The sequence below is a fragment of the Roseivirga sp. genome (assembly GCF_965216855.1).
Taxonomy (GTDB): Bacteria; Bacteroidota; Bacteroidia; order Cytophagales; family Cyclobacteriaceae; genus Roseivirga.
Map to the genome: position 1 here is coordinate 3,097,142 of NZ_OZ244204.1, position 22,849 is coordinate 3,119,990.

A 22,849-nucleotide genomic window follows, 5' to 3' on the forward strand; every position below is an offset into this window, starting at 1 on the left:
GTTCCTGGGGTTAGAAGCTCATAATTTCTCTGAAGCGAATACTTTGTCTGCGACTTACCTCTACCTCTTCTCCTCCTTTGAGATAGAGTTTGAGTGTTCCACTGAACCATGGTTCAATGCGTTCAATAAACTTCAGATTGATAATCTGTTGACGATTGGCCCTGAAGAATACCTCCGGATCGAGCCGGGTTTCCATATAATTCAGTGATCGTGGAATCATGGGCTTCTGATCATTAAAGTAGATTCTGGTATAGCTGCCCATGATTTCTAATACCCTGACATCTGCCAGGGTAACAAACCAGCATTGCTCTCCATCCTTCACAAAAACCTGGTTGTTAATACCCAGTAGTTTGACCTTAGCTTCCCTTTCCTGTCTCAGCCTGATCTTTTCGGCAGCTTTCTCAATGGCCAGTCCCAATCGTTCTTCTTTGATGGGCTTTTGCAGGTAGTCCAGTGCATTGTGATCGAATGCCTTCATAGCGTATTCATTGAAGGCGGTGGTAAAGATGACTTCGGGTACATCAATCAGGTCTTCCAGCAATTCAAAACCATTCTTGTCCGGCATCTGAATATCAAGGAAAAGTAGTTCCGGCTGCAAATCTTCAATCATGGTTAAGGCCTGCTCTGCATTTTCTGCCTCACCAATCACTTGTACCTGATCGAATGTTTTGAGTAAATGCTTTAGCTCTTGTCGGGCCAGTTGAGAATCGTCAATAATCAGGGCTTTCATAGTTGAGGTATTTTTAAAGTAGCCTTTACGGTATTTTCCGAGCTGTTTTCAAGCTTGAATTCAGCAAAGGTGCCGAAGAGTATCTTCATGCGTTCCAGCAGGTTATTCAGTCCAATACCTTCTCTCTTCTTCTGAGGGGTTAACTGTCCTGTGTTGATTACTTCGATTAGAAGCGCACGGTCGGTAATGCTTGTTTTGATTTGAATTTCGCCTCCTGATTTTTGAATAGACAGCCCATGTTTAATGGCATTTTCAACTAAAAGTTGAATGGCCATCGGAGGGATTTCAATCTTTTCTGTTTCAGGACTTATGTCGAAACTGTAGTGGAGTCGATCATTGAACTGAATGGATTCTAATTGCAAATAGTCTTTTACAATCTCTATTTCATCTCGGAGTGCTACTTTCTCAGAGGCGTTGAACTGGATAGAGTATCGGAGCAGGTCTGAGATATGGGTAACCATTTTTCGTGCTTTTTCAGGTTCAATCAAAATGAGCGACCGAATGTTATTGAGTGCATTGAAGAGAAAGTGAGGATTTACCTGATTTTTCAGAATCATGAGTTCCGCTTCCTGGAGGGCTGCTTTGAGCTCCAGTTTTTCCAACTCGTTCTTTCTGCTCTTTTCCACAAATTTGAAGATGAAGTAAATGGCAGCCCATAGAATGAGGACTACAAAAACATTGAATACATAGGCTACGAAGCCGGCCCAGCTGAATGGGGTTAGACCTGAAAGTGGTACAAGGTGATAAATGATCAGATGAATGAAGGTCTGCACGATCAGCGAGGTAATCAGCAGGCCAACCAGGGCTCTGGGGATTAACTGACCAATACTCAATTCCAGCCATTTGTGTTTTTTGATATACAGTCTGAAGAGGTGAGAAAAAACCACCAGGCCTACAAAGACAATCAACTGAAGAATGATGGTGGAAGTATTAATGGCCTCTTCCCCACCAAAAAGTCCCATCATGGCAATCAGGAAGACTGTGTATAGCCCCCAGCCGCCCAGTTGGAGAATCCAGTAAAGGGTAAGTCTATACTTGGTGGGTTTTCGTAGGGTCATGTTGCAGGAGTTTCAAATAGGCCAGGCTCATCAGGCAATATAGGGCTATGAACAGGAATAAGTATGTATTACGACCACCTGAATTTAATGCTTCTTTGATCAATAGAATGGCTCCAATGCCATAATGAGTCAGGTTGGCAGCGGTAATTGGTCTTCCATAGACTCCTCCGAAAGTTAGATTTCTGATCATGTAATTCAGTAATGCCCAGCTGATATAAAAGGCTCCCAATGCTTTGATGAGAAATACACTATTATCAGAATGCTCTAATTGCAGTTCTGTGAGTATTTCCTGGGGAAGAAAGGAAGACAACAATCCAAGCAGGCCACAAAGGCCTGCATTGAAAAGCTGCAATTTAGCTGAGAATTTCATGATTGTGCTTAAAGGAATTTGTTAAGCCAATTGTGGAAGAATTCAGGATCATCCCACATAATGAAGTGATAACCAGTGTCTGAAATATCGAGATCGAGATGTTCATGTTTGGCGTACTGGGCTTTATACATATTCATGACACTCTCTTTGGTTGAACCATATGCTTCGTAAGCCGCCCAGGCTCCGAGTACCAAAGTTGGGGTTTTGATGGTGGAAAGTTTACCACGGATGTCAGTCGTGTACATTTCATACATGGCCTGAGCTACAGTGTTCATGTCACTGCTCACACCCCAATCTGTGGCGAGGTTGATGTAATCCTTGTTACGGATAAGGCTTTGCAGAGAGGCTTGCTGATAGGCTCTTTTCTGCTCATCGGTTTGATTAGCTGCGGCTTGCATTTGCGCTTTCATATTCTGAGCAAAGGGCTTTGCACTCTCCTCTGTAGCGGTAGGCATCTGAATAGCTGTCATAAAAGGCAATGCATCTACTACTACCAGTTTTTGAGCCAAGTCAGGTTTTTCAATGCCTATTTGAAGTGCCAGGAAACCACCCAGGCTATGTCCCATAATGATTGGGTTCTCAATGTTATTCTCTTCTATGTAGTCATAGAGCATGGCTTTGATCTGAGCGAAGAAACCTGCGTCCAAATCTTGCAGTGGAGGCTGACCGGCAAAACCAGGCAGGGTGAAAACATGATATTCGTATTTGTCGCCTAAGGCTTCAATGGTAGTATCCCAAACTGCTCCATCACAAGTAAGTCCGGGTATCATAATCATTGGCTGACCTTTGCCAATGACACGCACCTTAAGCTGAGGATTGGTAGAGGCATGGGCATGGTGTGTGATCATCATCAGAGCACTCATGGTGACTATGGTGATCATAAGGGTTATGGCTATCTTTTTCATAATACTTTGAGTTTTTGTGTTGCTCAAAAGTAGAATGCTGATGCCTGATCTTTTTTAGCTTTTAAGGGAGCGGAAGAAATCTCTCGGGAGTGGAAGTGAGCTTGCTGAAAGCCTAATAATTAATTTTCAGAACGTTTCTGAAAGCAGATAATACGGTCCACTTTAAGATAATGCCATCTTCGGGCTTCTGATTAATAACTATGTTCATCCAGCTCCACTTTGCCCCAAAAGGTTTTATAAACAAAGTAGGTGTAGGTGGCAATAAGAGGGATACCAATAGCAGCCATGGTCAGCATAATCTTTAGTGATTTAGATGATGATGCTGAATTATGAACCGTGATGTGATTGGCCGGATCGGCAGGGTTGAAGATAATCACCGGGTAGAGCTCCAATGCTACAATCACCAGTAACATGGCCAATGTTAGTGCCGAGAACAAAAAGGCATGCAGAAATTTTCGTTTCGTAACCAGTCTTGGAATATTGGCAATAGACAAGAAGGCGATTACGGGAATAATAAACATCCACTGATTTCTGCTAATCTTATCGGTCAGGTGAGGAATGTATATCAGTGTGTAAACCGTAACCAGAGCGAAACTTATGATAAAGAAGATAATCGCTCTTTTCAGAAACTGATATACCTGCTCATAGAGCTTGCCTTTCGTTTTTAGTCCCAGGTATATAGCACCGTGCATCATAAAGGCAGCCAGGGTAGTAATGCCAACCATGATGGCATAAGGGTTCAGGAAGTCTAGCCAGCTTCCGGTAAACTGTTTGTTTTCATCCAGCGGTATTCCGATCAGAATATTACCCAGTACCACACCTAATAGTACAGCCAGCAGAATGCTACTTACACTGTAGCTGACATCCCACATCCTTCTCCACCAGAGCATGGGTTCTTTTGAGCGGAACTCAATGGCGACAGCTCTGAAGATCAATGCGGCCAGAAAGAGCATAAAGGGGATGTACATGGCGGAAAACATGTTGGCATAAACCACAGGGAAACCGGCAAAAAGTGCTCCTCCGCCAATTACCAGCCATACTTCGTTACCATCCCAAACCGGACCTATGGCATTGAGGGCAATTCGTCTGCTTTCTTCTTTTTTAAGAAACAGATGCCAGGCACCAGCTCCCAGATCGAAACCATCGAGGATGGCATAGCCTGAGAATAAGGCTCCTACAATTAAAAACCACCAGGTGGCATAGTCAACTCCTAAAAATGCTCCCATACTTAACTGGTAAATGCGTTACTTAAATCTCTTTGTCTGGGTCGTTGGTCAATCATTGGCGACTCATCAGGACCCTTTTTAATCTTCTTATTCAATAGATAAATGAATAATGTGAAGAGTAAGGCATAAATAAGGAAGAACAAGATGAGTGAAAAGAGTACCTGGTTGGCAGTGACCACCTCCGAAAGTGCATCAGAGGTTTTTAGCAAACCATATACTACCCAGGGTTGTCTTCCCATTTCAGCCGTAAACCATCCGACCTGATTGGCAATTTGAGGTAAGAGTACCGAGATCACCAGAATTCTGAGCATCCATTTATGATCAAAGAGTTTACCTCTCCACCATAGAAAGGCCGCAAATATGGTCAGGCCTATCAATGCCATGCCGATGGCAATCATGATGTGATAGAACTGAAAAACAGCATTGACTTGTCCGGGGATTTCATCTGAAGGGAAACCATCAAGTCCCTGAATAGGGGCATCAAAATCCTGATGTGTCAAAAAACTCAGTCCACCAGGAATGGCCAGACCGGTTACTTCTTTACTCTCCTGATCTACCCAGCCAAACAGGTACAGATCGGCCGGAGCATTCTCTTCGTAGTGACCTTCCATGGCAGCCAGTTTGGCGGGTTGATGTTCTGCCACTACCTCGGCTGAGGCATGACCTGTAACCAACTGTGCCAGGGACGCGACCAGCGCAACGCTCAGGGCGATCTTAATGGCCTTCTTGGACAACTCAATATGTCTTCCTTTTAGCAGGTAATAGGCATGAACCGAAATGATAAGGAAAGCTCCGGCCAGGAAAGCACCAATCCAAACGTGAAGAATTCTCTCCACACTGGAAGGGTTGAAAACCATGGCCCAGAAGTCAGTCACTTCAGCTCGGGCATTGATGCCTTCACCCACTACATGATAACCAGCAGGGGTTTGCTGCCAGCTGTTGGCCACTACAATCCATATGGCCGAAAACATACTACCTAGCCATACTCCAATGGTGGAGATAAAGTGAACTTTCGGACTTACCCGGTTCCAGCCAAAAAGCAAAACTCCCAGGAAGCCGCTCTCCAGAGCGAAGGCAAAAATGCCTTCAGCCGCCAGGGCACTTCCAAATATATCTCCGACATAACGGGAATAGGTAGCCCAGTTGGTGCCAAATTCAAACTCCATCACAATACCGGTAGCTACTCCAATACCGAAGGTTAAAGCAAAAATCTTAGTCCAGAACTTGGCCAGTACTTCGTAGGTTTTGTCTTTGGTTCGCAGGTATTGACCTTCCATGAAAACCATCACCAAACCCAATCCGATACTGAGGGGAGGATAGATGTAGTGAAATGCCACTGTGAAGGCAAACTGAATTCGGGCTAAGATTTCTACATCCATAACTGACAGTTGTGATGTTCAATGTTTCCTTCAAAGGTAAGCGGTGACAATTGAAAGGAAGTAACATTTGTTACACTGAACTAACCCATAAACGGGACGAGGTGTTCCTGAAAATCGGTTTCTTATTGATGAAATGACTATAAATTTTGTGGTGCCCTCATCAACAGCAAACAGAGACGGTATGGGAGAGAGCAGGTGACAAGAAAGCTTGAGAAATTCTTTGGTCTGATGTGGATGGTCTCGGCTGACATTCCTAATTTTCGGTATGGATTTTACCCGCAAACCACTGGCCGAAAGAATTAGACCACAATCGCTGGATGACCTGATCGGTCAGGAACATCTGGTAGGTGAAAACGGGGTGCTAAGACGAGCGATCAAAGCGGGTAAGGTACCATCCATGATTCTCTGGGGACCTCCGGGAGTGGGTAAAACCACTATTGCGAATATCATCGCTAACTCTGTAGAGGCGCCTTTCTTCACTCTGAGTGCCATCAGTTCGGGAGTAAAAGAGGTGCGGGAAGTAATTCAGCGGGCAAGATTCCAATCCAATACCATCTTATTCATAGATGAAATTCATCGCTTTAACAAGTCTCAGCAAGACGCTTTACTTGGGGCAGTAGAGAAGGGGGATATTACCCTGATTGGCGCCACCACTGAAAATCCATCGTTTGAGGTGAACTCTGCTTTGCTTTCCAGAAGCCAGGTATATACCCTGAAGTCCTTGTCTAAGGAAGACCTGCTGAGATTGGTGGAATTGGCGCTGCAAAAGGATGAGTTTTTGAGCAAGCGCCAGGTAGAACTGAAAGAAACTCAGGCACTCTTCAATATTTCGGGTGGTGACGCGAGAAAACTGCTCAACCTGCTCGATCTGGTGGTAGAAAATATTGAAGGAGATCCGGCAGTCGTGACTGACGACCTGGTGAAAGAAATTGCCCAACAACGGGTGGCTACCTATGATAAGACGGGCGATATGCACTATGATGTGATTTCCGCTTTTATCAAGTCAATTCGGGGAAGTGATCCGAATGCTGCAGTCTACTACCTGGCCCGTATGATTGAAGGAGGAGAGGATATTAAGTTTATTGCCCGCAGGCTGGTGATTCTGGCTTCGGAAGACATCGGCAATGCCAACCCCACCGCATTGGTGATTGCTACCAATGCTTTTCAAGCGGTGAACATGATCGGCTATCCGGAAGGAAGAATTATTCTTTCGCAGGCGGTGACTTATCTCGCCTCATCTCCAAAAAGTAATGCGGCTTATCTGGCGATTGGTAAGGCTCAGGAATTGGTCAGAAAAACGGGAGATCTGTCAGTTCCCATGCCCATCCGTAACGCACCGACCAAACTTATGAAAGAAGAGGGTTATGGACAGGGTTACAAGTACAGCCATGACTATCCGGGCAATTTCGTACAACAGGAATTCCTACCTGAAGAAATCAAGGGGACTAAGCTTTATGATCCGGGAGCTAATGCCAGAGAGGAAGAAATGCGCAAGCGTCTTAAAGCCATGTGGAAGGAGAAGTATGGGTATTGAGTAATTTGAAAATTTGGTAATAAGTTGATTTGAAAATGAGTTAGATGATTACTCTATTCTTTGCGTTCTTAGCGAACTCTGCGGTGACCATTTCGCAGCATGGGCGCGGGTAGTGAGAAGCTTTAATCCTCATTCCTCTCAAAATGAACCTTGATCATCTCATTTCCTCTTTTCTGAGACCAAATCATGACATTATCCTCAAAGCTTAGCTGCCATTTGGTTTTGGTATTATCTGCATTGCTGATGGTCCATACTTCATTGGAGTGGCCGCCTATGTGCCAGACTCCCGTTTCTATCATTTGACCTGTGCTGTTAAACTTTCGGTAGGCCCGGTCCCACATGAAGAAATAGCGTTCTTTGTCAATGTCATAGAGGGATTTTACTTTCCCGGTTTCCGGATCGACTCCCTCACTCTTGCTAATTTGCCAACCGCCCTGAAGTAAGTCCCAAGGCGCTTTTGGCTTTTTGTCAACCCTGGATAGTTGTACCACCACCTTAATTCCATCTTCCATACGCTCCCAGGTCATTTGAGAATCGGTGAGCCGTGTCTTAAATGGCCCATAGGGGTCGGGTTCTTTCCCATTGCTGTGCATCAGCTCTTTGTTGGAAGAATTGTATTCGAAAGTACCTCCAAAGTTTTCGATGTTGCCATTTCCCGAGGTGAGAGTGCCGTCTTTCTCAAATAGAAACCACTTGGCAGTGGGAGTCAATTGGCGATCACCAACAGTGACTTCGTTCACCTCCCAGAGACCTAAAAGGTCATTTTGGGCAAATGAGTTAAGGCAAATACATATTAAGCTCAGGCTGATAAGTGCTCTCATTAAATAAAACTAATTATTTAGTTAAATGAGATCAATTTATTTAGGATTTAATTTTCCATAACTTCAATGCATCATGAGATTTATGAAAAACCTTAAGCATTCAATACTGTTCGGTAGTTTAGTACTACTTAGTGCCTGTGGAGGAACTTCCGAAACTTCAGAACCTCAAGTTGTAATCGATACACTTTCTATCGACAGGCATATGCAGGTATTGGCCTCCGATGATTTTATGGGCAGAAAGCCTTTCACGGAAGGAGAGGAAAAGACTATTCACTATTTGGAATCAGAGTTAAAGGCTATGGGAGTTGCTCCCGGCAATGGGGATTCTTACTTCCAGGATGTGCCTTTGGTTGAAATTACCGGTACTCAATCTCCGGAAATGATTGTGAAGGGTGCCGGGCAGATCATGACGTTCCAAACGAATAAGGATGTGGTGGTTTACACTGAACAAACCGATGCTGAAGTAGGTATAGAGAACTCAGAGCTGGTCTATGCAGGCTATGGAATTGTAGCTCCTGAATACGGATGGAACGACTATGAAGGCTTGGATGTCAAAGGGAAAACAGTGGTAGTATTGGTGAATGATCCTGGATTTAGTTCAGGCGATTCTACCTTCTTTAAAGGAGAGGAAATGACTTACTATGGTCGCTGGACTTATAAATATGAGGAGGCTGCTCGGCAGGGTGCGGCAGGAGTGTTAATCGTTCATGAAACTGTTCCGGCCGGTTATCCCTGGTTGGTGGTTCAAAGCTCCTGGACTGGTGCCAAGTTGAACCTTGATGATGCCAATGCAGGGTATAAATGTGCTATTCAGGGTTGGATAACCCGAAGTACAGCTGTTGAGCTTTTCAGAGCAGCAGGCATTAAGGATTACTCTGGTATAGCCAAAAGCAGGGATTTCAAACCGATTGCCATGGGTTTAACTGCTACGGTTAGCGTGAAGAATGAAGTGAAAAGGGATCTCTCCAGAAATGTGGTTGGATTGCTAAAGGGTTCAACCCGACCTGACGAATATGTTATCTACTCTGCTCACTGGGATCACCTTGGTGTCGGTGAACCAATTGATGGTGATTCAATTTATAATGGAGCACATGATAATGCTTCAGGTAGTACAGGGCTATTGGCCATTGCTGAAGCTTTTGCCAAGTTGGAGACAAAGCCTGAACGATCATTTGTCTTTCTCTTTGTTACTGCTGAGGAGCAGGGGCTTTTAGGTTCAGCCTACTATGCGCAGAACCCAATCTTCCCACCCAACCAATCAGTGGCTAATATCAATATCGATGGTTTACCTGCATATGGTGAGATGAAGGATTTGACCATTACAGGTTATGGACAGTCGGAGTTGGATAACTATGCAACAGCTGAGGCTAAGAAGCAGGGCAGGTATGTTATCCCCGATCCTGATCCGGGAAAGGGATATTTCTTCCGTTCCGATCACTTCAATTTTGCCAAGGTGGGAATTCCTGCACTGTATGCTTCTGGTTCCTACGAGTCGAAAGAAAAGGGAATTGAGTTTATTGACGAGAAGACCAAGGAATATCTGGCTGTTAAATACCACCAGCCACAAGATAATTATGAGCCGGAAGAGTGGGATTTAAAAGGTATAGCTCAGGATGCCAAACTACTCTTTAATGTTGGCTATCGACTGGCGAATGAAACTTATTGGCCTCAATGGAATGAAGGTTCAGAGTTCAAGGCTAAGCGTGACTCTGATATGAGTATGAAGAAGAAATAAATAGAGAGTTATAAAGCAAAAAGCCCACTGTCCTGTTAAGGCAGTGGGCTTTTTTAATGAAACAGGTCAATTACTTAACCTTTACCTTCACTGCTATTTCGGTTTTGTTGTTCAACTCATTGAAGGGGTATGTCTTCCATACGAGTTTGTGTTCACCTTCCTGCTCGTATTCTTCATTTGAGAAGGATTTGATTTTCTTTTCAAGTTGAAGTTCAGTAGCAAAGTACATATCACTAAACATCATCTTCAATAGCTCTTCACTCAGTTCTTCACCTTCCTCTTCAGAAGTCTCCTGTAGGGATTTCTGGAAGGTATCCATCAATAGGTTAATGCCCGACCTTTCAATCGACTTGCCATTCATGCTGTAGATTTCGTATTGGATTACCTCAGTCTGAGTACTATCGTGTAGGTAAGTACTAATGCCTTCATTCAACGCATCGATATTATCGAAATCAAATACCATAGAAAGCATATTTGTCTCTTTGTTGAACTCCGGTCTTACATTGCTGACGCCATTAATGGCTTCAAGCCTGGCCTTGGTGCCCGCCTCATCCATGTTGAGTTCTTCCAGCAAGTTGTCAGTATCCATTTCTTCTTCTGTGCCGGCTAGCATACCAATGATGTTGCTCATATCTACAGAAAAGGTATAGGTGCCGCTGCCATCTGCTTTCAGGAAGACTTTTTCCCAGAAGCTGACACAGGATGTAGTGCTCAACAGGCAAACAATGACCAATGTTTTGATAAAGAACTTCGTTTTCATAGACTTCATTTATACTTCAAATATCACTTCTTTATTCGGTACTCTGAAGCGATCGGAATAGATTCCTTCTTCAGCAGCGGGGCCGCAACCAATTACCATCACCACCTCAGCTTTCGAAGGGAGCTTTAAATAACGTTTGATTCTCAATGAATCCATTCCCTCCATTGGGCAGGTGTCATAGCCTTCAGCTTTCATGCTCATCATAAAGTTCTGAGCAGCCAAAGCGGCACTTTTGTGGACAGATATTTTAATATCCGTTCTGTTTCCATGGCGTACCATAGGGCGTTTGAGTCCCACAAAAAAGTAAATTCCTTTTTTGATCAGGCCCCAGATATCGAACCAGTCGCTCCAATAGTATTTGGGTATCAGGTTTTGGTAATAGTTCATGGCTCTTTTGGCCTGTTTGGATTGAGTATCGGGATACACCCGTTTCATTTCCTGAACCAAGGCCTTTTGTCTCTTTTTCCAGAGGTCTCTTCTCGCGACTATGACGACTAACTCATGGGCGGTTTTGGCTGCCTTCTGATTCATACACATCCAGGCAACACTTTTTTTAGCTTCTTCAGACCGAATTCTATAGAATTCCCAAAGTTGCATGTTGCTGCTGTTGGGAGCCAGCACTGCTCTTTCTAAACTCCTTTGAACTGCATCGTGATCGAACTCAGCCTCAGGGTCGTAGATTCTTACAGACCTTCTTTCCCGGATGAGTTGGTCAAATACTTTGGCTGTTTCTTTCATGTCAGTAAATCAGAGGAACTAAGGTCTTGCTTAATATCACTAATAGAATTATGGCAATGACGTTCAGCAGTATACCTGCCCGAATCATGTCTTTCATTCTGATCATTCCGCTGGAGAATACAATGGCATTAGGTGGTGTAGAAATAGGCATCATAAAGGCATAGCTGGCCGCCAGCGTAACCGGTATGGTTAGGTACATAGCATTAAGCCCCAGCGATTGTGAGACCCCAATAACAACGGGTACAAAAATGACTGTCAGGGCGACATTACTCATAATTTCGGTCATAAACAGCATGAAGGCGGTTAAGGCTGCTGTCAGTAGCAGTAGGTTAATGTCGCCACCACCGGCTATGCTTTCTCCCACAAACTCTACTATAGCTGACTTTTCCATGGCTTTAGCCAATGTCAGCCCACCACCAAATAGGAGCAGAATTCCCCAGGGTAACTTTCGGGTATATTCCCACTCCATCAAAAACTGGTTTTCTCTTAGTTTTACCGGGGTGATGAACATCAGTATGCCGCCTGTTATGGCAATAATGGAGTCGTTGAGCAGGTTAGTATCCAGCCAGTTATTGATGGAGCCTCTCAGAATCCATGTCAGGGCTGTACCAACAAAGATGATGGCTACATACTTTTCGGGTTTAGATACCTTACCCAGGGCTTTCAGCTGATCATCAATTACCTGAGCAGATTCTGACAAGCTCTTTAGTTTGCTGGGATACATGACTTTAGTGATCATCAGATATGTAATTACCAGCATGATGATGCAAATGGGTAGACCTATGATGAGGTATTTGGCAAAGGTGACCTCAAAACCAAGCATATCGTTCATGAACCCCACCCACGCTACATTGGGAGGTGTTCCGATAATGGTGGCTGTACCACCAATGTTGGCTGAATAGGCAATGCCTAACATTAAGCCTAAGGCGAAGCGTCTTTTACCCTGGCTGGCATGTTCATCAATATCCAACAGCTGGGTGATGGAAAGGGCAATGGGAAGCATCATGACTGCCGTAGCCGTATTGCTGATCCACATGGAAATGAAAGCAGTTGTAAGCATAAAGCCCAGAATGATGCCGTTGGGGTTGGTGCCGGTTTTCTTAATCAGGGTAAGGGCAATGCGTTTATGGAGGTTATGTCTTTCCATACCGAGTCCTAACATGAAACCTCCCATAAAAAGGAAGATGATTTTATTGGCATAAGGTGCAGTGGCTTCGTCTATTGTAAATACGCCAGTTAGCGGAAAGAGAATAATGGGAAGCAGGGCAGTTACCGGAATGGGGGCGGCTTCTGTAATCCACCAAACCACCATCCACAAAGCTGCACCGATGACCTTCCAGGCATTCTCATTGAGCACACCTTCCGGTTGAAAGAACATGAATATGGTAAACAGGAGTGGTCCGGTTATTAGCCCGAACAGTTTTGCTCCATTGAACTGTGGCTGGTTCAAAGCTTTGGTCATTCTTGATGAAATTCGAAAATAGCATATTTCATCAGACTGCCATGAAGATGACCATTTGGCCATAATAGAAAAAAGCCCCGGAGTGGGGCTTTTCTCATCTTCAACCTTAAAATACTAAAAACTAACTAACTATGTTTTAAACGTCTTCTCTTAGAATTTAATTCTGTGGATTACTGACTTGCTTATTTATTTCAGAATTAACTTCTGCTTATTAGACGTCCCGATGGACCGAATAGTTTCATTGTGAATAAAAATTTTCGGTTAAAATGTGTTAAAGAATTTATTCAACTTATAAACGGCTATTTACCATGATGGAACAGGCCTGATACTTAATATTCCCTTTGGTCAACCCATTTTATGTTCTATTTTTGCCACAAATTTAAACCCGTTGCAATGAGCGTTTTAGTGAATAAAGATTCAAAGGTGATTGTGCAGGGATTTACCGGCTCTGAAGGTACATTCCACGCCAGTCAGATGATAGAATATGGTACCAATGTCGTAGGCGGAGTTACCCCTGGTAAGGGAGGTCAAACTCACCTGGACAGACCTGTTTTCAATACAGTAGAAGATGCTGTAAAAGAAGCTGGTGCTAATGTGTCTATCATATTTGTACCACCAGCATTTGCCGCTGATGCCATTATGGAGGCTGCCGATGCAGGTATAAAAGTGATCATTGCCATTACGGAAGGTATTCCGGTGAAAGACATGGTTACAGCTAAAGAATACATCAAGAGCAAGGATGTAGTTCTGATTGGACCTAACTGTCCGGGAGTAATCACTCCGGATGAGGCAAAAGTGGGTATCATGCCTGGTTTTGTATTTAAGAAGGGTAGAGTTGGTTTGGTGTCTAAGTCAGGTACTTTGACTTATGAGGCTGCCGATCAATTGGTGAAAGCTGGTTTGGGTATTTCTACTGCCATTGGTATTGGTGGTGACCCTATCATTGGTACACCTACTAAGGATGCTGTTCAGTTGTTGATGGAAGATCCTGAAACTGATGCCATCGTAATGATTGGTGAAATTGGTGGTAATTATGAGGCTCAGGCTGCAGAATATATTAAGAGCACTGGTAACAAGAAGCCTGTCGTTGGGTTTATTGCCGGTCAAACAGCGCCTCCTGGTAGAAGAATGGGACATGCCGGTGCTATCATCGGTGGAGCTGAAGATACTGCAGAAGCCAAAATGAGAATTATGGGAGAGTGTGGAATCCACGTGGTGAAATCTCCTGCAGACATTGGTGAAACAATGGCTAAAGTATTAAAAGGGTAATTCCTGTAAATAGATATTGAGAAGGGACTTTAGGTCCCTTTTTTTATGCTCAAAAAAAGATGATGAAGATGATCACCGCAATTAGAATCAACACTTCGAAAGAGTTGGAAATCTTGGTGGCTAGTTTGGAAATGGTATTGATTGCTTTTTCTGTCATGGCTTTCAGGGAAGAGGTAACGGGAACCGCCATCTGCGGTTCCCATTTCCAAGAGACTCAACTAAATCAGACTACTATATGAATCTTTACTGACGATATAAAGGTCACATTTGGCAGTCCCAGTCTCAATACCGTAATCTTGGTATTTTTGAAATTTGATTGCTGAGCCTTCTTATACATCTTGGTTGAAGAAGTATTATCTGGTTAATGTAACTACATAATTACCAGGCACTCCGGCCGCCACGTTCTGATCGGTTTTCAGAAAACTGAAAACAAATCGCGTGGTGCTGAGCTCAGTAATGGTTATACTTTTTCCATTACCTGTCGTCACCTGATTATCTGTTGTTCCTACCCATTGCCATGTACCGGTAGCCGGAAAAAGATCTCCAGCATTGGTAGTGGTAAAGGTTCCGTTTTCAATATCAAGGCTGAATCCATCATAGCGATTGGAAACATCTGATCCGTCTAAACTGATTGATCCGCCACTGGCCACTGTCCAGTTATTCTCAAGTAAAGCCTGAGCAATTTCCTGAGGTGTTTCTTCTGGTGGAGTGGGAGTGTCATCACCACCGCCTCCACAAGAGGCGATGGTTAACACTATGAGCAATCCAAATATCAGTTTAAAGGCACTGCGTACCGATTGGCTGATTTTTATGTTCTTCATTGTCATAACTATTTAATGATAATCAGCTTTTTCACTACACTACCTCTTTCAGTAGCCACTCTTACCAGGTAGGTACCGGCAGGGTAGCGACTTACGTCAACTTCAACTTTTCTCTCCTGTACATCATCTTTCTTCCAAACGGCAGTACCGCTTAGGTCAACAATGGCCAGGTCAGGCTGAAGCATTTGTGGTATTTCACTTAAATCTATGGTTACGATATGCTGTGCAGGGTTCGGATAAAGTCCTACTTCCTCACTATCGATGATATCGTCATCAATGCCAGTCACAATGGTTCCTTCACCAGTTACACTGATTCTGGTTTCACCAACTGTTGACTGCATAACGATATCTCCTGCATAAGTCCTTGCTTCAGATGGAGCGAAGGTTACTTCTACATTGGTGGAGCTTCCAACAGCTACAGTGAATGCCGTAGTATTGGCAGAATAACCATCCGGTAAGTTTATGCTGGTCACTTCAATCTCAGTATCACCTGTGTTTTCAACAGTGAAGGTTTTAGAAGAAGTCTCAGCAATATCAATCTGCTCGAATACCAATCCGTCAATGGCAGCAATGGATGGCTCAGCCACATTGTTTACATTGATGGTGATGGACTTAGTAAAGCTTGCTCCTCCGGCATCAGTAGAAGTTACTTCTACGGCATAGGAAGATTTGGCTTCGAAGTCGAGCTCAGCTCCTGTTATCAGGTTAGCACCGTCTATACCAAAGGCATCGTTATCGCTTGCACCAGAGGCTAAAGAGTAGGTGAATGTATCACCATTGTCTTCATCGGTTGTAGACAATGAGCCAATGACACTTCCAACTGTTGAATTCTCATCAATTGATGTAGCATTGATGTCGATGGCAGTTGGAGCCTCGTTGACGTTGGTTACAGAAATACTTATGGCTTTCTCAAATGACAGGCCACCGGCATCTTCAGTCTTCAGCCTTACGGAGTAAGAAGCCTTAGTTTCAAAGTTGAAGCTGTTTTTCGCAACCAATTCTCCATTGCTGATATCGAAGCTGGCATTGTCAGTATCACCTGTTCCTGTTACCAAAGAGTAGGTGAAGGTTTCACCGCTATCTTCGTCAGTAGAACTGAGTGCACCAATGGCCGCATTGGCTCCTGCATTCTCTTCGATACTTACATTATCGATATCGAGTGCTGTTGGTGCTTCATTGACATTATTTACAGTAACTGTAAATGTTTTCTCAAATGTTGCTCCGGCAGCATCAGTAGTTTTCAACCTGATGCTCAAGGTGGCGGCTGCTTCGAAATCGATATCAGCATTAGAAACCAGTTCTTCATTGCTGATGGTAAATGAATCGTTATTGTCAGAACCGCTTCCGTCAACTAATTCGTAAGTGAAGCTATCTCCGGCATCAACGTCAGAGGTTGTTAAGGCACCAATTACGGTTCCTATATTACTGTTCTCATCGACACTCAGTCCTGAAATGGCTACATCAGTTGGCGAATCATTGACATTGACAACTGTCAATACAATATCATCTGAAACCGTTTCGCCATCAGGGTCAGAGGCGGTGATGGTAATATTCACGGTGCCCACATCATCATTAGTTGGTGTTCCCGTGAATCTGTTATTAACAGCATCGAAGCTTAACCAGTCTGCACCGCTAAAGCTGGCACTAAGGGTAAGATCGTCTCCATCTACATCATTAAATACTGATGAGGCAATTAATGAGCTGAGTAGCACATCTTCTGTAGCAGTAATATCCGCTGCCGGAGAGGCTACCACAGGCGCATCATTGGTATTGGTTACACTAATAGTATATTCCTGTCTTACTGTTCCTCCTGAACCGTCACTTGCCGTAATGAAGAAACTGTTGCTTCCTACATCTTCGTTGGCAGGAGTTCCACTAAGGCTACCATTCGCTACACTTAGCCAATCAGGATTATTCTCTAGGCTGAAGCTGAGGTTGTCACCATCAACATCATCGAATAATCCGTTCAGGTCTTGTGTATAAGCTGCATCTTCAGTAGCTCCGGCAATGGTGGTGCCTACAACTGTTGGCGCATCATTGACCGAAAGAACAGTAATGCTGAATGACTGGCTTGCAGTAAACTCTCCATCACTTACTTCCACATTAATGGTAGTATTTCCTGAGGCGTTAGCAATAGTGTTGGCTGACAGGGTTATTCCTGAAGCACTTTCAACAATGGAGATGTCTGAAGTAGCAATCACTGATTCATCGGACGAAGTAGCCGAGAATGTCAGGTTAGCTGCATCAGTATCTATATCGTCAAAGGTCATGAACACTCCGCTCAGTTGACCATCTTCCTGAATACTCTGATTGCTTGCTGTTCCAAGGCTTGGAGCATCATTGACAGGGTTCACCACAATGTCGAATGAAGTGTAAGATGACTTACCGTTGGCTGAGGCGATCAGGAATAGGTTTTCTGTTCCATTGAAATCCTCAGTAGTCGTCAGGATAAGGTCTGTTCCGCTTACAGTAGCAGAGAGATTACTTAGTCCACCAACCGTATAAGTAAAGACAGCATTAGCATCACCGGTATCAGTAAATGCTCCACTGAGATCAACTGTATATGTGGTGAAGTCTTCATCAACTGCCACGTCCTGAATACCAGTAGTGGTGATGTCTGTATTATTAGTCTCCACAGTAAATGTTACTGTTTGAGTTACTGTCAACTCTCCATCACTTACGGTAAAGGTAACGTCTTCAGAACCTGATTGTCCTGAGATAGGACTTACCGTTACGTTTTTGCCATTGGCTGATAGGGTAAACAGTGTTCCACTGGCATCATTGGTAATGATCAGGTCCGCATCGGCCGTTTCAACATCCTCGAAGTAACTTCCCATATCAATGATATAGGCAGGTAGTTCATCAAGCATAGTCTGAGCCGGAATGGTAGCCGTTGCTACAGGGGCATCATTAACAGCATTGATGTTCAAGGCAAAGTTTTCTACTTCTGAAACAGAGGTATTAGTACCCAGCCTGTCATCAGCTGTTACGCTGAAGTTGATGATACCATTATAGTTAGCTGCCGGAGTGACAGTCATAATGTTTCCATTAATAGCAACTGTAGCAGCTCCCTGTACATCTGGTGTGGCTTTGAACGTGAATAACGGCACCGCAGCATCTACATCTGAAGCGGACAAGGTGTAAGTAAATACATTGTCTTCATCGATGGTCTGATCTGTAATGGCTGCCATGATTGGTGAATCATTAACAGGAGCCACTTCTACTTCAAATGTTTCCAGTTTGGAGTAGCCTTCGTCCGTTTCAACTTCTTCCACCAGCACAGTAATGCTTACTGTTCCGGTGTAGTTGCTGGCAGGAGTCAACGTGAGCTGGCTTCCATTAACCGATACGGCAACATTGGTTGGATCAGAAGAAGTAGCTGTTAGAGATAATTCACTATCAACATCAGCGAAAGTAAGATCTACCGTTCCTGCCTCGTCCTCGTCAATTAACTGATCTGCCACTGATGAAAGGGTAGGAGCATCATTCACATCTACTACCTGCACTTTGGCATAAGAGCTTACTGAAAAATCGCGGTCGGCACTGGTTACGGTAAACTCAAGAGAGTCGAGGTAACCTATTTCACCTACCGGATTGTAAGACACAGTCCATTGAGCAAGGCTTTCACTCGACTTGACTAAAACCGGAGAAGTTGCTGTCCCTGTTTTTGGATCTTTCGTAATGGCAATGCTGGCATTACTCAGGTCGAAATCACCTAATTCAAGGGCATACAGATTCAGTAGAACTGAAGTGTTCTCTGGCGTTTGTTTTTCTGAAGCATAACTAAAGAAAAGTCCATCGGCTGAAGTAGTGTTTTCTAATGGTTTTGGATCATCTCCACTATCTGTAAAGAAGCTGGCATCTGTATCCAGGTTTCTGATAGCACCACCTGAACCACTTTCTCCTGTGTTCTCCAGTACAAATACTTCATCATCATCAAATCCTGATGCAGTAGAAACCTGAGTGATCAAAACCACCTGCTCCGCACTGAACAAGTATGGATACTCAGCTTGTGTAACTCCAATGCTGGTGGTTAACTTATTTCCATCGGCTGTGAAATTGGCCAGGGCAAAGGTCTCATCAACAATTGAAACAGACTGAGGAGCTGTAGGGTTCGACAGGTCCAGATAGCTAACGCTAACATTATAGTTCGCATTGAATCTGTTATCGGTTAGCTCCAGGTCGAAGGTTTTGGCCGACTCTGAACTGCTACCCACAACCATGTTAGTGATTTCATGGGCTTCATCCTGAACATTGAAAATGAACGGGAAGTAACCAACATTCGACTCTAGCATATCACCACTTACTTCGGCTACTTTGAACCAGACGGTGTCTTTATATCCGTTGCCTGGAAGCAAATCACTGCCAGGGGTGAAGGTATATCGGCCAGGGTTGATACCTGTGCTGGCTAATTCACCTTTCTCCGGTGCTTTGGTTATGATAAACTCTATTTCGTCTCCATCAGGATCGAAGCCATTCAATCTGAGTACATCACCCAGGTTATAGAATATGGACTTCTTGGCAGTCACTGCTACCGGAGCCTGATTCGGATCGACCTTCTCAATGAGAGGGACTATGAACCCGAAGTTTCCTTCGTATTTCGTGTCGCCTTCACTGACTGAGATCAAGGAACTTATACCATTGTGCCCTACCGAGATAAAGCTGGTATAAATACCCCCTGACACCCATCCACCACTGGTTGTGGCCATGCGCTCATTTTTAGCTGCATCATTGTTGTCTTGCCCTTGTGCATGGAATGCCAGGACGAACAACAGCAATGTGGCTGTCAGGTATCTGAGGTTAAAAATTCGTTTTAGGCTAATCATCTGAGATTACTTTTGATCAGCGTTAACTTTTGAATTATTCAATAGCAAAGCTTCGATTTTAGCTAAGCGCTCTTCCATGGCTTCAACTTTCGATGCTTCTGCTTTCAATTGACCATTTTCGGCCTTAAGTGCTTCTACCTGCGCGGTAAGTTCTTTGACAGCTTCAACCAGTACTGCAGTCATTTCTGCATAGTTTACACCTTTGAAACCGTCTTCTCTGGTTTGTACCAGTTCCGGAAGAACCTGCTCCACTTCCTGAGCGATGAATCCAATCTTATTCTCTGTTCTTGCTTCATCTTTCCAGTTATATCTTACGCCTCTCAGTTTGTTTACAATGGCAAGACCTGAGGTGAGGGTGTGCACATTCTTCTTCAAACGAGCATCTGATGACTGATTTAATACACCTGAGATATAGATATCTCCATTGGCACCATTCAGGCTAATATTGCTTCCGTTGGTTGAGTTTACATTTAAAGTAGCATACTCTCCATTGCCATCGTCATGAACTTCCTGAGCTACCAACCAAGGACGGTAAGTACCACCGTTGCCATCGTCTACGTCCTGAGTTCCTTTAAGTGCTGCATATGAGCGAAGACCTCCCAGGCCATTATTTTCCCATGATCTTGAGCCTGTTTCGAATCCGCCACCACTGGTGTTTTGTACATAGAATGCACCATACTCAGTTCCTGCTTCATCTGCCACTACTTCCAGGTTTACCAGATTATTTTCTGTAGTACCTGAAATTCTTAGCATACCTCTGTCTCTGTTACCATCAGTTCCGCCCATTTGGATGTTCTTGCTTCCATTAGGTGCGTATAGCTGCATGAAACCTGAATCATCACCGAACGAACCGATTTCTGCTTTTAGCTGACCGTTGCCATTTTTGAATTCGGCCATACCGAAATCTCCACCACCTCTTCTTCTTAAAGCGGCCACTTCGTTCCCAGATGGTCCATTTACAAAGAGTTGATCAGGGTTTACGATTCTCTGAACATCATCATAGCTGAGTGAAAGCATTTGTACTCCAGCCTCTGTTACTTTACCAAAGTTGATTTGCCCCCATTCAATACCATTGCTATCATCTCTGTTAACTTCCAGTTGAAGCAGGTCTGGGTTATAGCTGCCTCCGTTACCATCATCTTCTGAATATCCGCCTCGCATACCCATGAATGGCAGATTGCTGTCTTGCCAGTTTTTCTGACCTAACCAGAAGTTAGAGGAATTAGGGCCTTCCAGCGTAATTGAACCACCGTTGGTGGCATCGCCTTGTACAGTGGCCAACCATCTGAAGTTACTATCTGTAATTCTGAAGCCTGAACCTGCGAAACCTTCTAAGCTACCCATCTGGGCTCTTCCTGTAGCATTTCCTGCTTCGTCTCTGCCAATCAGATTAATGTAAGGTGCAACACCACCCCAGTACTGTGCAGTCACACGGGTTTCTCCGATACCTTCGACACCTGCTGAGTGGTACATATAACCTGCGCCTCCAGCATGTGCTCTTAAACCTACATTCACTCTGCCAAGGGAGTCATTCAGGTGAATAAGACCTGCTTTTTCTCCGTTTGAATCAATAAGTACATTAACAGAGTCTACAGCACTCATTAATTTGATTACACCAGAGTTTTGTCCGTTTACTTCAAATCTATGCTTGGATTGACCACTGACAAGGTCAGTCAGTTGAAGCAGGTTGTCTCTGTTTAATATCGCAGAGCCTTCACCTTCTTTACCGAGTTGGAGCATACCTTGCTGACCGTCACCAAAGTCTTGTACAGTCATGAAAATTCCTTCTACTGGATTGAATACGCCAGGGTTGTTAGGGTCTTCCACTGGTTTGCCAAATAACTGCATAGTTCCGGCATCGGCACCGTCTTCTTCCCACACTCTGGCACCCAGATAGAAGTTCTGACTTTCTGGTCCCCATAGTGAAAGTTGACCATGAGGTCTTTGATCGGTAACCCAGTCGCCTGCTCTTCTGGTGGCTCTAAGTTGTGCTACTCCGCGATCGAGAGAGTCATACAGGTGTAACAGTCCACCAGTTCTGTCTCCATCACTACCAATGAGTGATCTTCTTGTTTTGTTATGTCCAAAAGTGAGTACCGAACCTGAATGGTTTGGCTCAAAATAGTTCAACTGTACTTTGATACTGTCATCTGGATTAGGGCCGTAAACATTCAGATTACTTCCTCCCTGAACGGCTACATCTCCTTCGAACCAGCCAGCCCAGTTTTCAACACCATTCATGGCACGACCCCAAATGGCTTTGTTAACGCCTAAGCCTTCTGCGCGGCCTAGTACACCTTTATTTTCTACCTCAGTATCTCCTTCGGCACCAACACTGGAAATACCTACAACTCCAATATTATCTACCCCTTGATTACCAACTGCGTAACCGGTGACACCAGTATTACCCCAAGGGTTACTCTGTCCGTATCCAACTACACCGGTGTTGTATGATCCTTCTTCGTATCCTGTTGCTCCGTTTCCAGGGCCACCTGCAAGACCTAGTACACCGGCATTGCTTTGGCCTGCGCCAAATGCCTGGCCTCTAACGCCTTCATGGTTGCCTGAGCCTTCACCAATGGCACTACCAATAATGGCTATACCTCCATGGCCATCACCAGCCTGTGACTTAACGTTACCTCTCAGGGCCATTTTGAAGCCTGCTCCGGTCATATCAATCTGCAAGCCTCTTTGTGAACCGGGTCCAATATTGTCTGAACTGATATTATAAAAGAATATAGTATCAGAATCTGTTGTGGTATTATCAATGTCGATTCTTCTTGGGAGATCGTCTGTCGGACCAATTGGCTTGGGAGAGAAGGGAGCAAGAAGCTCGGTACTTCCCAGTACAGTATTACCAATGCTAACAGTCATGGTTCTACCTTGTACATCATAGAAGAGATCTTCCGGTATGGGGTTGATAGAACCCAGAATTACGGCATAAAGTCCTTCAATTACCTGTACATTGGCTTGTGTCTCCGTCCAGGAGTTACCATCTCCTAAGTCAATAGAGAAGGTAAATGATCTTTCCCCTGTAACCGGGGCTCCATTTTCATATAGAGTACCCTGGAAGTTCATTTGTTTGCCTTCCGGGGCAACTGTGGCTGCACCCTCCTGAAAGGGAGTAGCCAGGGTGGGATTGAGCCCTAGCAAGAGCATCAATGCTGAAACAAAGAGTAGATGTTTTTTCATTACGTTTTATTTTGGTTGTGACT

The 22,849-nt window shown here is 44.2% G+C and carries 16 protein-coding genes; 3 read left to right on the top strand and 13 right to left on the bottom strand.

The annotated features are described in order from the left end of the window. Nucleotides 1-10: 10 nt before the first annotated feature. The 6 genes from ACOOEY_RS13800 to ACOOEY_RS13825 form a co-directional block, all read right to left on the bottom strand. A complete protein-coding gene (locus tag ACOOEY_RS13800) occupies nt 11-730 on the bottom strand; it encodes a LytR/AlgR family response regulator transcription factor (protein ID WP_420385305.1) in 720 nt (239 codons plus the stop codon). Then, the gene (locus ACOOEY_RS13805) at nt 727-1,788 is read right to left on the bottom strand and encodes a sensor histidine kinase (RefSeq protein ID WP_420385306.1); all 1,062 of its coding nucleotides are present in this window, start codon (nt 1,786-1,788) and stop codon (nt 727-729) included. Before ACOOEY_RS13805 ends, ACOOEY_RS13800 begins: the two co-directional genes overlap by 4 nt. After that, complete coding sequence (locus ACOOEY_RS13810) at nt 1,760-2,158, bottom strand: hypothetical protein (protein ID WP_420385307.1); 399 nt, start codon at nt 2,156-2,158, stop codon at nt 1,760-1,762. The genes ACOOEY_RS13805 and ACOOEY_RS13810 overlap by 29 nt, the downstream gene beginning before the upstream one ends. Nucleotides 2,159-2,166: 8 nt before the next feature. After that, on the bottom strand, nt 2,167-3,063 hold the full coding sequence (locus tag ACOOEY_RS13815; RefSeq protein WP_420385308.1) for an alpha/beta fold hydrolase: 897 nt from the start codon (nt 3,061-3,063) through the stop codon (nt 2,167-2,169). 191 nt (nt 3,064-3,254) lie between these two features. Then, a complete protein-coding gene (gene cydB, locus ACOOEY_RS13820; protein ID WP_420385309.1) occupies nt 3,255-4,289 on the bottom strand; it encodes a cytochrome d ubiquinol oxidase subunit II in 1,035 nt (344 codons plus the stop codon). Nucleotides 4,290-4,291: 2 nt separating this feature from the next. Then, on the bottom strand, nt 4,292-5,668 hold the full coding sequence (locus ACOOEY_RS13825) for a cytochrome ubiquinol oxidase subunit I (protein ID WP_420385310.1): 1,377 nt from the start codon (nt 5,666-5,668) through the stop codon (nt 4,292-4,294). Between the two features lie 265 nt (nt 5,669-5,933). Here ACOOEY_RS13825 and ACOOEY_RS13830 point away from each other — a divergent pair, with 265 nt between their 5' ends. Beyond that, nucleotides 5,934-7,202 (top strand): replication-associated recombination protein A, encoded by a 1,269-nt coding sequence (locus tag ACOOEY_RS13830; RefSeq protein WP_420385311.1) that lies wholly within the window; start codon nt 5,934-5,936, stop codon nt 7,200-7,202. A 122-nt stretch (nt 7,203-7,324) separates the two neighbouring features. Here the strand turns inward: ACOOEY_RS13830 and ACOOEY_RS13835 are convergent, their stop codons facing one another. Next, complete coding sequence (locus ACOOEY_RS13835) at nt 7,325-8,023, bottom strand: hypothetical protein (protein WP_420385312.1); 699 nt, start codon at nt 8,021-8,023, stop codon at nt 7,325-7,327. 82 nt (nt 8,024-8,105) lie between these two features. Between ACOOEY_RS13835 and ACOOEY_RS13840 the strand changes: the two genes are divergently transcribed. Then, on the top strand, nt 8,106-9,758 hold the full coding sequence (locus ACOOEY_RS13840; protein WP_420385313.1) for a M28 family metallopeptidase: 1,653 nt from the start codon (nt 8,106-8,108) through the stop codon (nt 9,756-9,758). Between the two features lie 70 nt (nt 9,759-9,828). Here ACOOEY_RS13840 and ACOOEY_RS13845 read toward each other — a convergent pair whose 3' ends face one another. The 3 genes from ACOOEY_RS13845 to ACOOEY_RS13855 are packed head-to-tail and all read right to left on the bottom strand — an operon-like array spanning nt 9,829 to nt 12,718. After that, nucleotides 9,829-10,518, bottom strand: a complete 690-nt coding sequence (locus ACOOEY_RS13845; protein ID WP_420385314.1) for a hypothetical protein — start codon at nt 10,516-10,518, stop codon at nt 9,829-9,831. Between the two features lie 9 nt (nt 10,519-10,527). Continuing rightward, a complete protein-coding gene (locus ACOOEY_RS13850) occupies nt 10,528-11,256 on the bottom strand; it encodes a nitroreductase family protein (RefSeq protein ID WP_420385315.1) in 729 nt (242 codons plus the stop codon). Between the two features lies 1 nt (nt 11,257). Then, nucleotides 11,258-12,718: an SLC13 family permease gene (locus tag ACOOEY_RS13855; protein WP_420385316.1), complete on the bottom strand. Its 1,461-nt coding sequence runs from the start codon at nt 12,716-12,718 to the stop codon at nt 11,258-11,260. 393 nt (nt 12,719-13,111) lie between these two features. Between ACOOEY_RS13855 and sucD the strand changes: the two genes are divergently transcribed. Next, entirely contained in the window at nt 13,112-13,987 is an 876-nt protein-coding gene (gene sucD / locus ACOOEY_RS13860) for a succinate--CoA ligase subunit alpha (RefSeq protein WP_420385317.1), read from the top strand. 353 nt (nt 13,988-14,340) lie between these two features. On the opposite strand, the gene ACOOEY_RS13865 is transcribed toward sucD, so the two are convergent. Genes ACOOEY_RS13865 through ACOOEY_RS13875 form a run of 3 tightly spaced genes read right to left on the bottom strand, consistent with a single transcriptional unit; the run spans nt 14,341 to nt 22,826 of the window. Next, nucleotides 14,341-14,808 carry a hypothetical protein gene (locus ACOOEY_RS13865; protein ID WP_420385318.1) on the bottom strand — a complete coding sequence of 156 codons (468 nt, stop codon included), beginning with the start codon at nt 14,806-14,808 and terminating at the stop codon, nt 14,341-14,343. 8 nt (nt 14,809-14,816) lie between these two features. Next, entirely contained in the window at nt 14,817-19,634 is a 4,818-nt protein-coding gene (locus ACOOEY_RS13870; protein WP_420385319.1) for a tandem-95 repeat protein, read from the bottom strand. A 6-nt stretch (nt 19,635-19,640) separates the two neighbouring features. Continuing rightward, complete coding sequence (locus tag ACOOEY_RS13875) at nt 19,641-22,826, bottom strand: tail fiber domain-containing protein (RefSeq protein WP_420385320.1); 3,186 nt, start codon at nt 22,824-22,826, stop codon at nt 19,641-19,643. Nucleotides 22,827-22,849: the final 23 nt, after the last annotated feature.

What these genes read in the sequence shown, in the direction of transcription:
- ACOOEY_RS13800 (WP_420385305.1), bottom strand. Translation starts at nt 730, where the DNA reads ATGAAAGCCCTGATTATTGACGATTCTCAACTGGCCCGACAAGAGCTA.
- ACOOEY_RS13805 (WP_420385306.1), bottom strand. Translation starts at nt 1,788, where the DNA reads ATGACCCTACGAAAACCCACCAAGTATAGACTTACCCTTTACTGGATT.
- ACOOEY_RS13810 (WP_420385307.1), bottom strand. Translation starts at nt 2,158, where the DNA reads ATGAAATTCTCAGCTAAATTGCAGCTTTTCAATGCAGGCCTTTGTGGC.
- ACOOEY_RS13815 (WP_420385308.1), bottom strand. Translation starts at nt 3,063, where the DNA reads ATGAAAAAGATAGCCATAACCCTTATGATCACCATAGTCACCATGAGT.
- cydB (WP_420385309.1), bottom strand. Translation starts at nt 4,289, where the DNA reads ATGGGAGCATTTTTAGGAGTTGACTATGCCACCTGGTGGTTTTTAATT.
- ACOOEY_RS13825 (WP_420385310.1), bottom strand. Translation starts at nt 5,668, where the DNA reads ATGGATGTAGAAATCTTAGCCCGAATTCAGTTTGCCTTCACAGTGGCA.
- ACOOEY_RS13830 (WP_420385311.1), top strand. Translation starts at nt 5,934, where the DNA reads ATGGATTTTACCCGCAAACCACTGGCCGAAAGAATTAGACCACAATCG.
- ACOOEY_RS13835 (WP_420385312.1), bottom strand. Translation starts at nt 8,023, where the DNA reads ATGAGAGCACTTATCAGCCTGAGCTTAATATGTATTTGCCTTAACTCA.
- ACOOEY_RS13840 (WP_420385313.1), top strand. Translation starts at nt 8,106, where the DNA reads ATGAAAAACCTTAAGCATTCAATACTGTTCGGTAGTTTAGTACTACTT.
- ACOOEY_RS13845 (WP_420385314.1), bottom strand. Translation starts at nt 10,518, where the DNA reads ATGAAAACGAAGTTCTTTATCAAAACATTGGTCATTGTTTGCCTGTTG.
- ACOOEY_RS13850 (WP_420385315.1), bottom strand. Translation starts at nt 11,256, where the DNA reads ATGAAAGAAACAGCCAAAGTATTTGACCAACTCATCCGGGAAAGAAGG.
- ACOOEY_RS13855 (WP_420385316.1), bottom strand. Translation starts at nt 12,718, where the DNA reads ATGACCAAAGCTTTGAACCAGCCACAGTTCAATGGAGCAAAACTGTTC.
- sucD (WP_420385317.1), top strand. Translation starts at nt 13,112, where the DNA reads ATGAGCGTTTTAGTGAATAAAGATTCAAAGGTGATTGTGCAGGGATTT.
- ACOOEY_RS13865 (WP_420385318.1), bottom strand. Translation starts at nt 14,808, where the DNA reads ATGAAGAACATAAAAATCAGCCAATCGGTACGCAGTGCCTTTAAACTG.
- ACOOEY_RS13870 (WP_420385319.1), bottom strand. Translation starts at nt 19,634, where the DNA reads ATGATTAGCCTAAAACGAATTTTTAACCTCAGATACCTGACAGCCACA.
- ACOOEY_RS13875 (WP_420385320.1), bottom strand. Translation starts at nt 22,826, where the DNA reads ATGAAAAAACATCTACTCTTTGTTTCAGCATTGATGCTCTTGCTAGGG.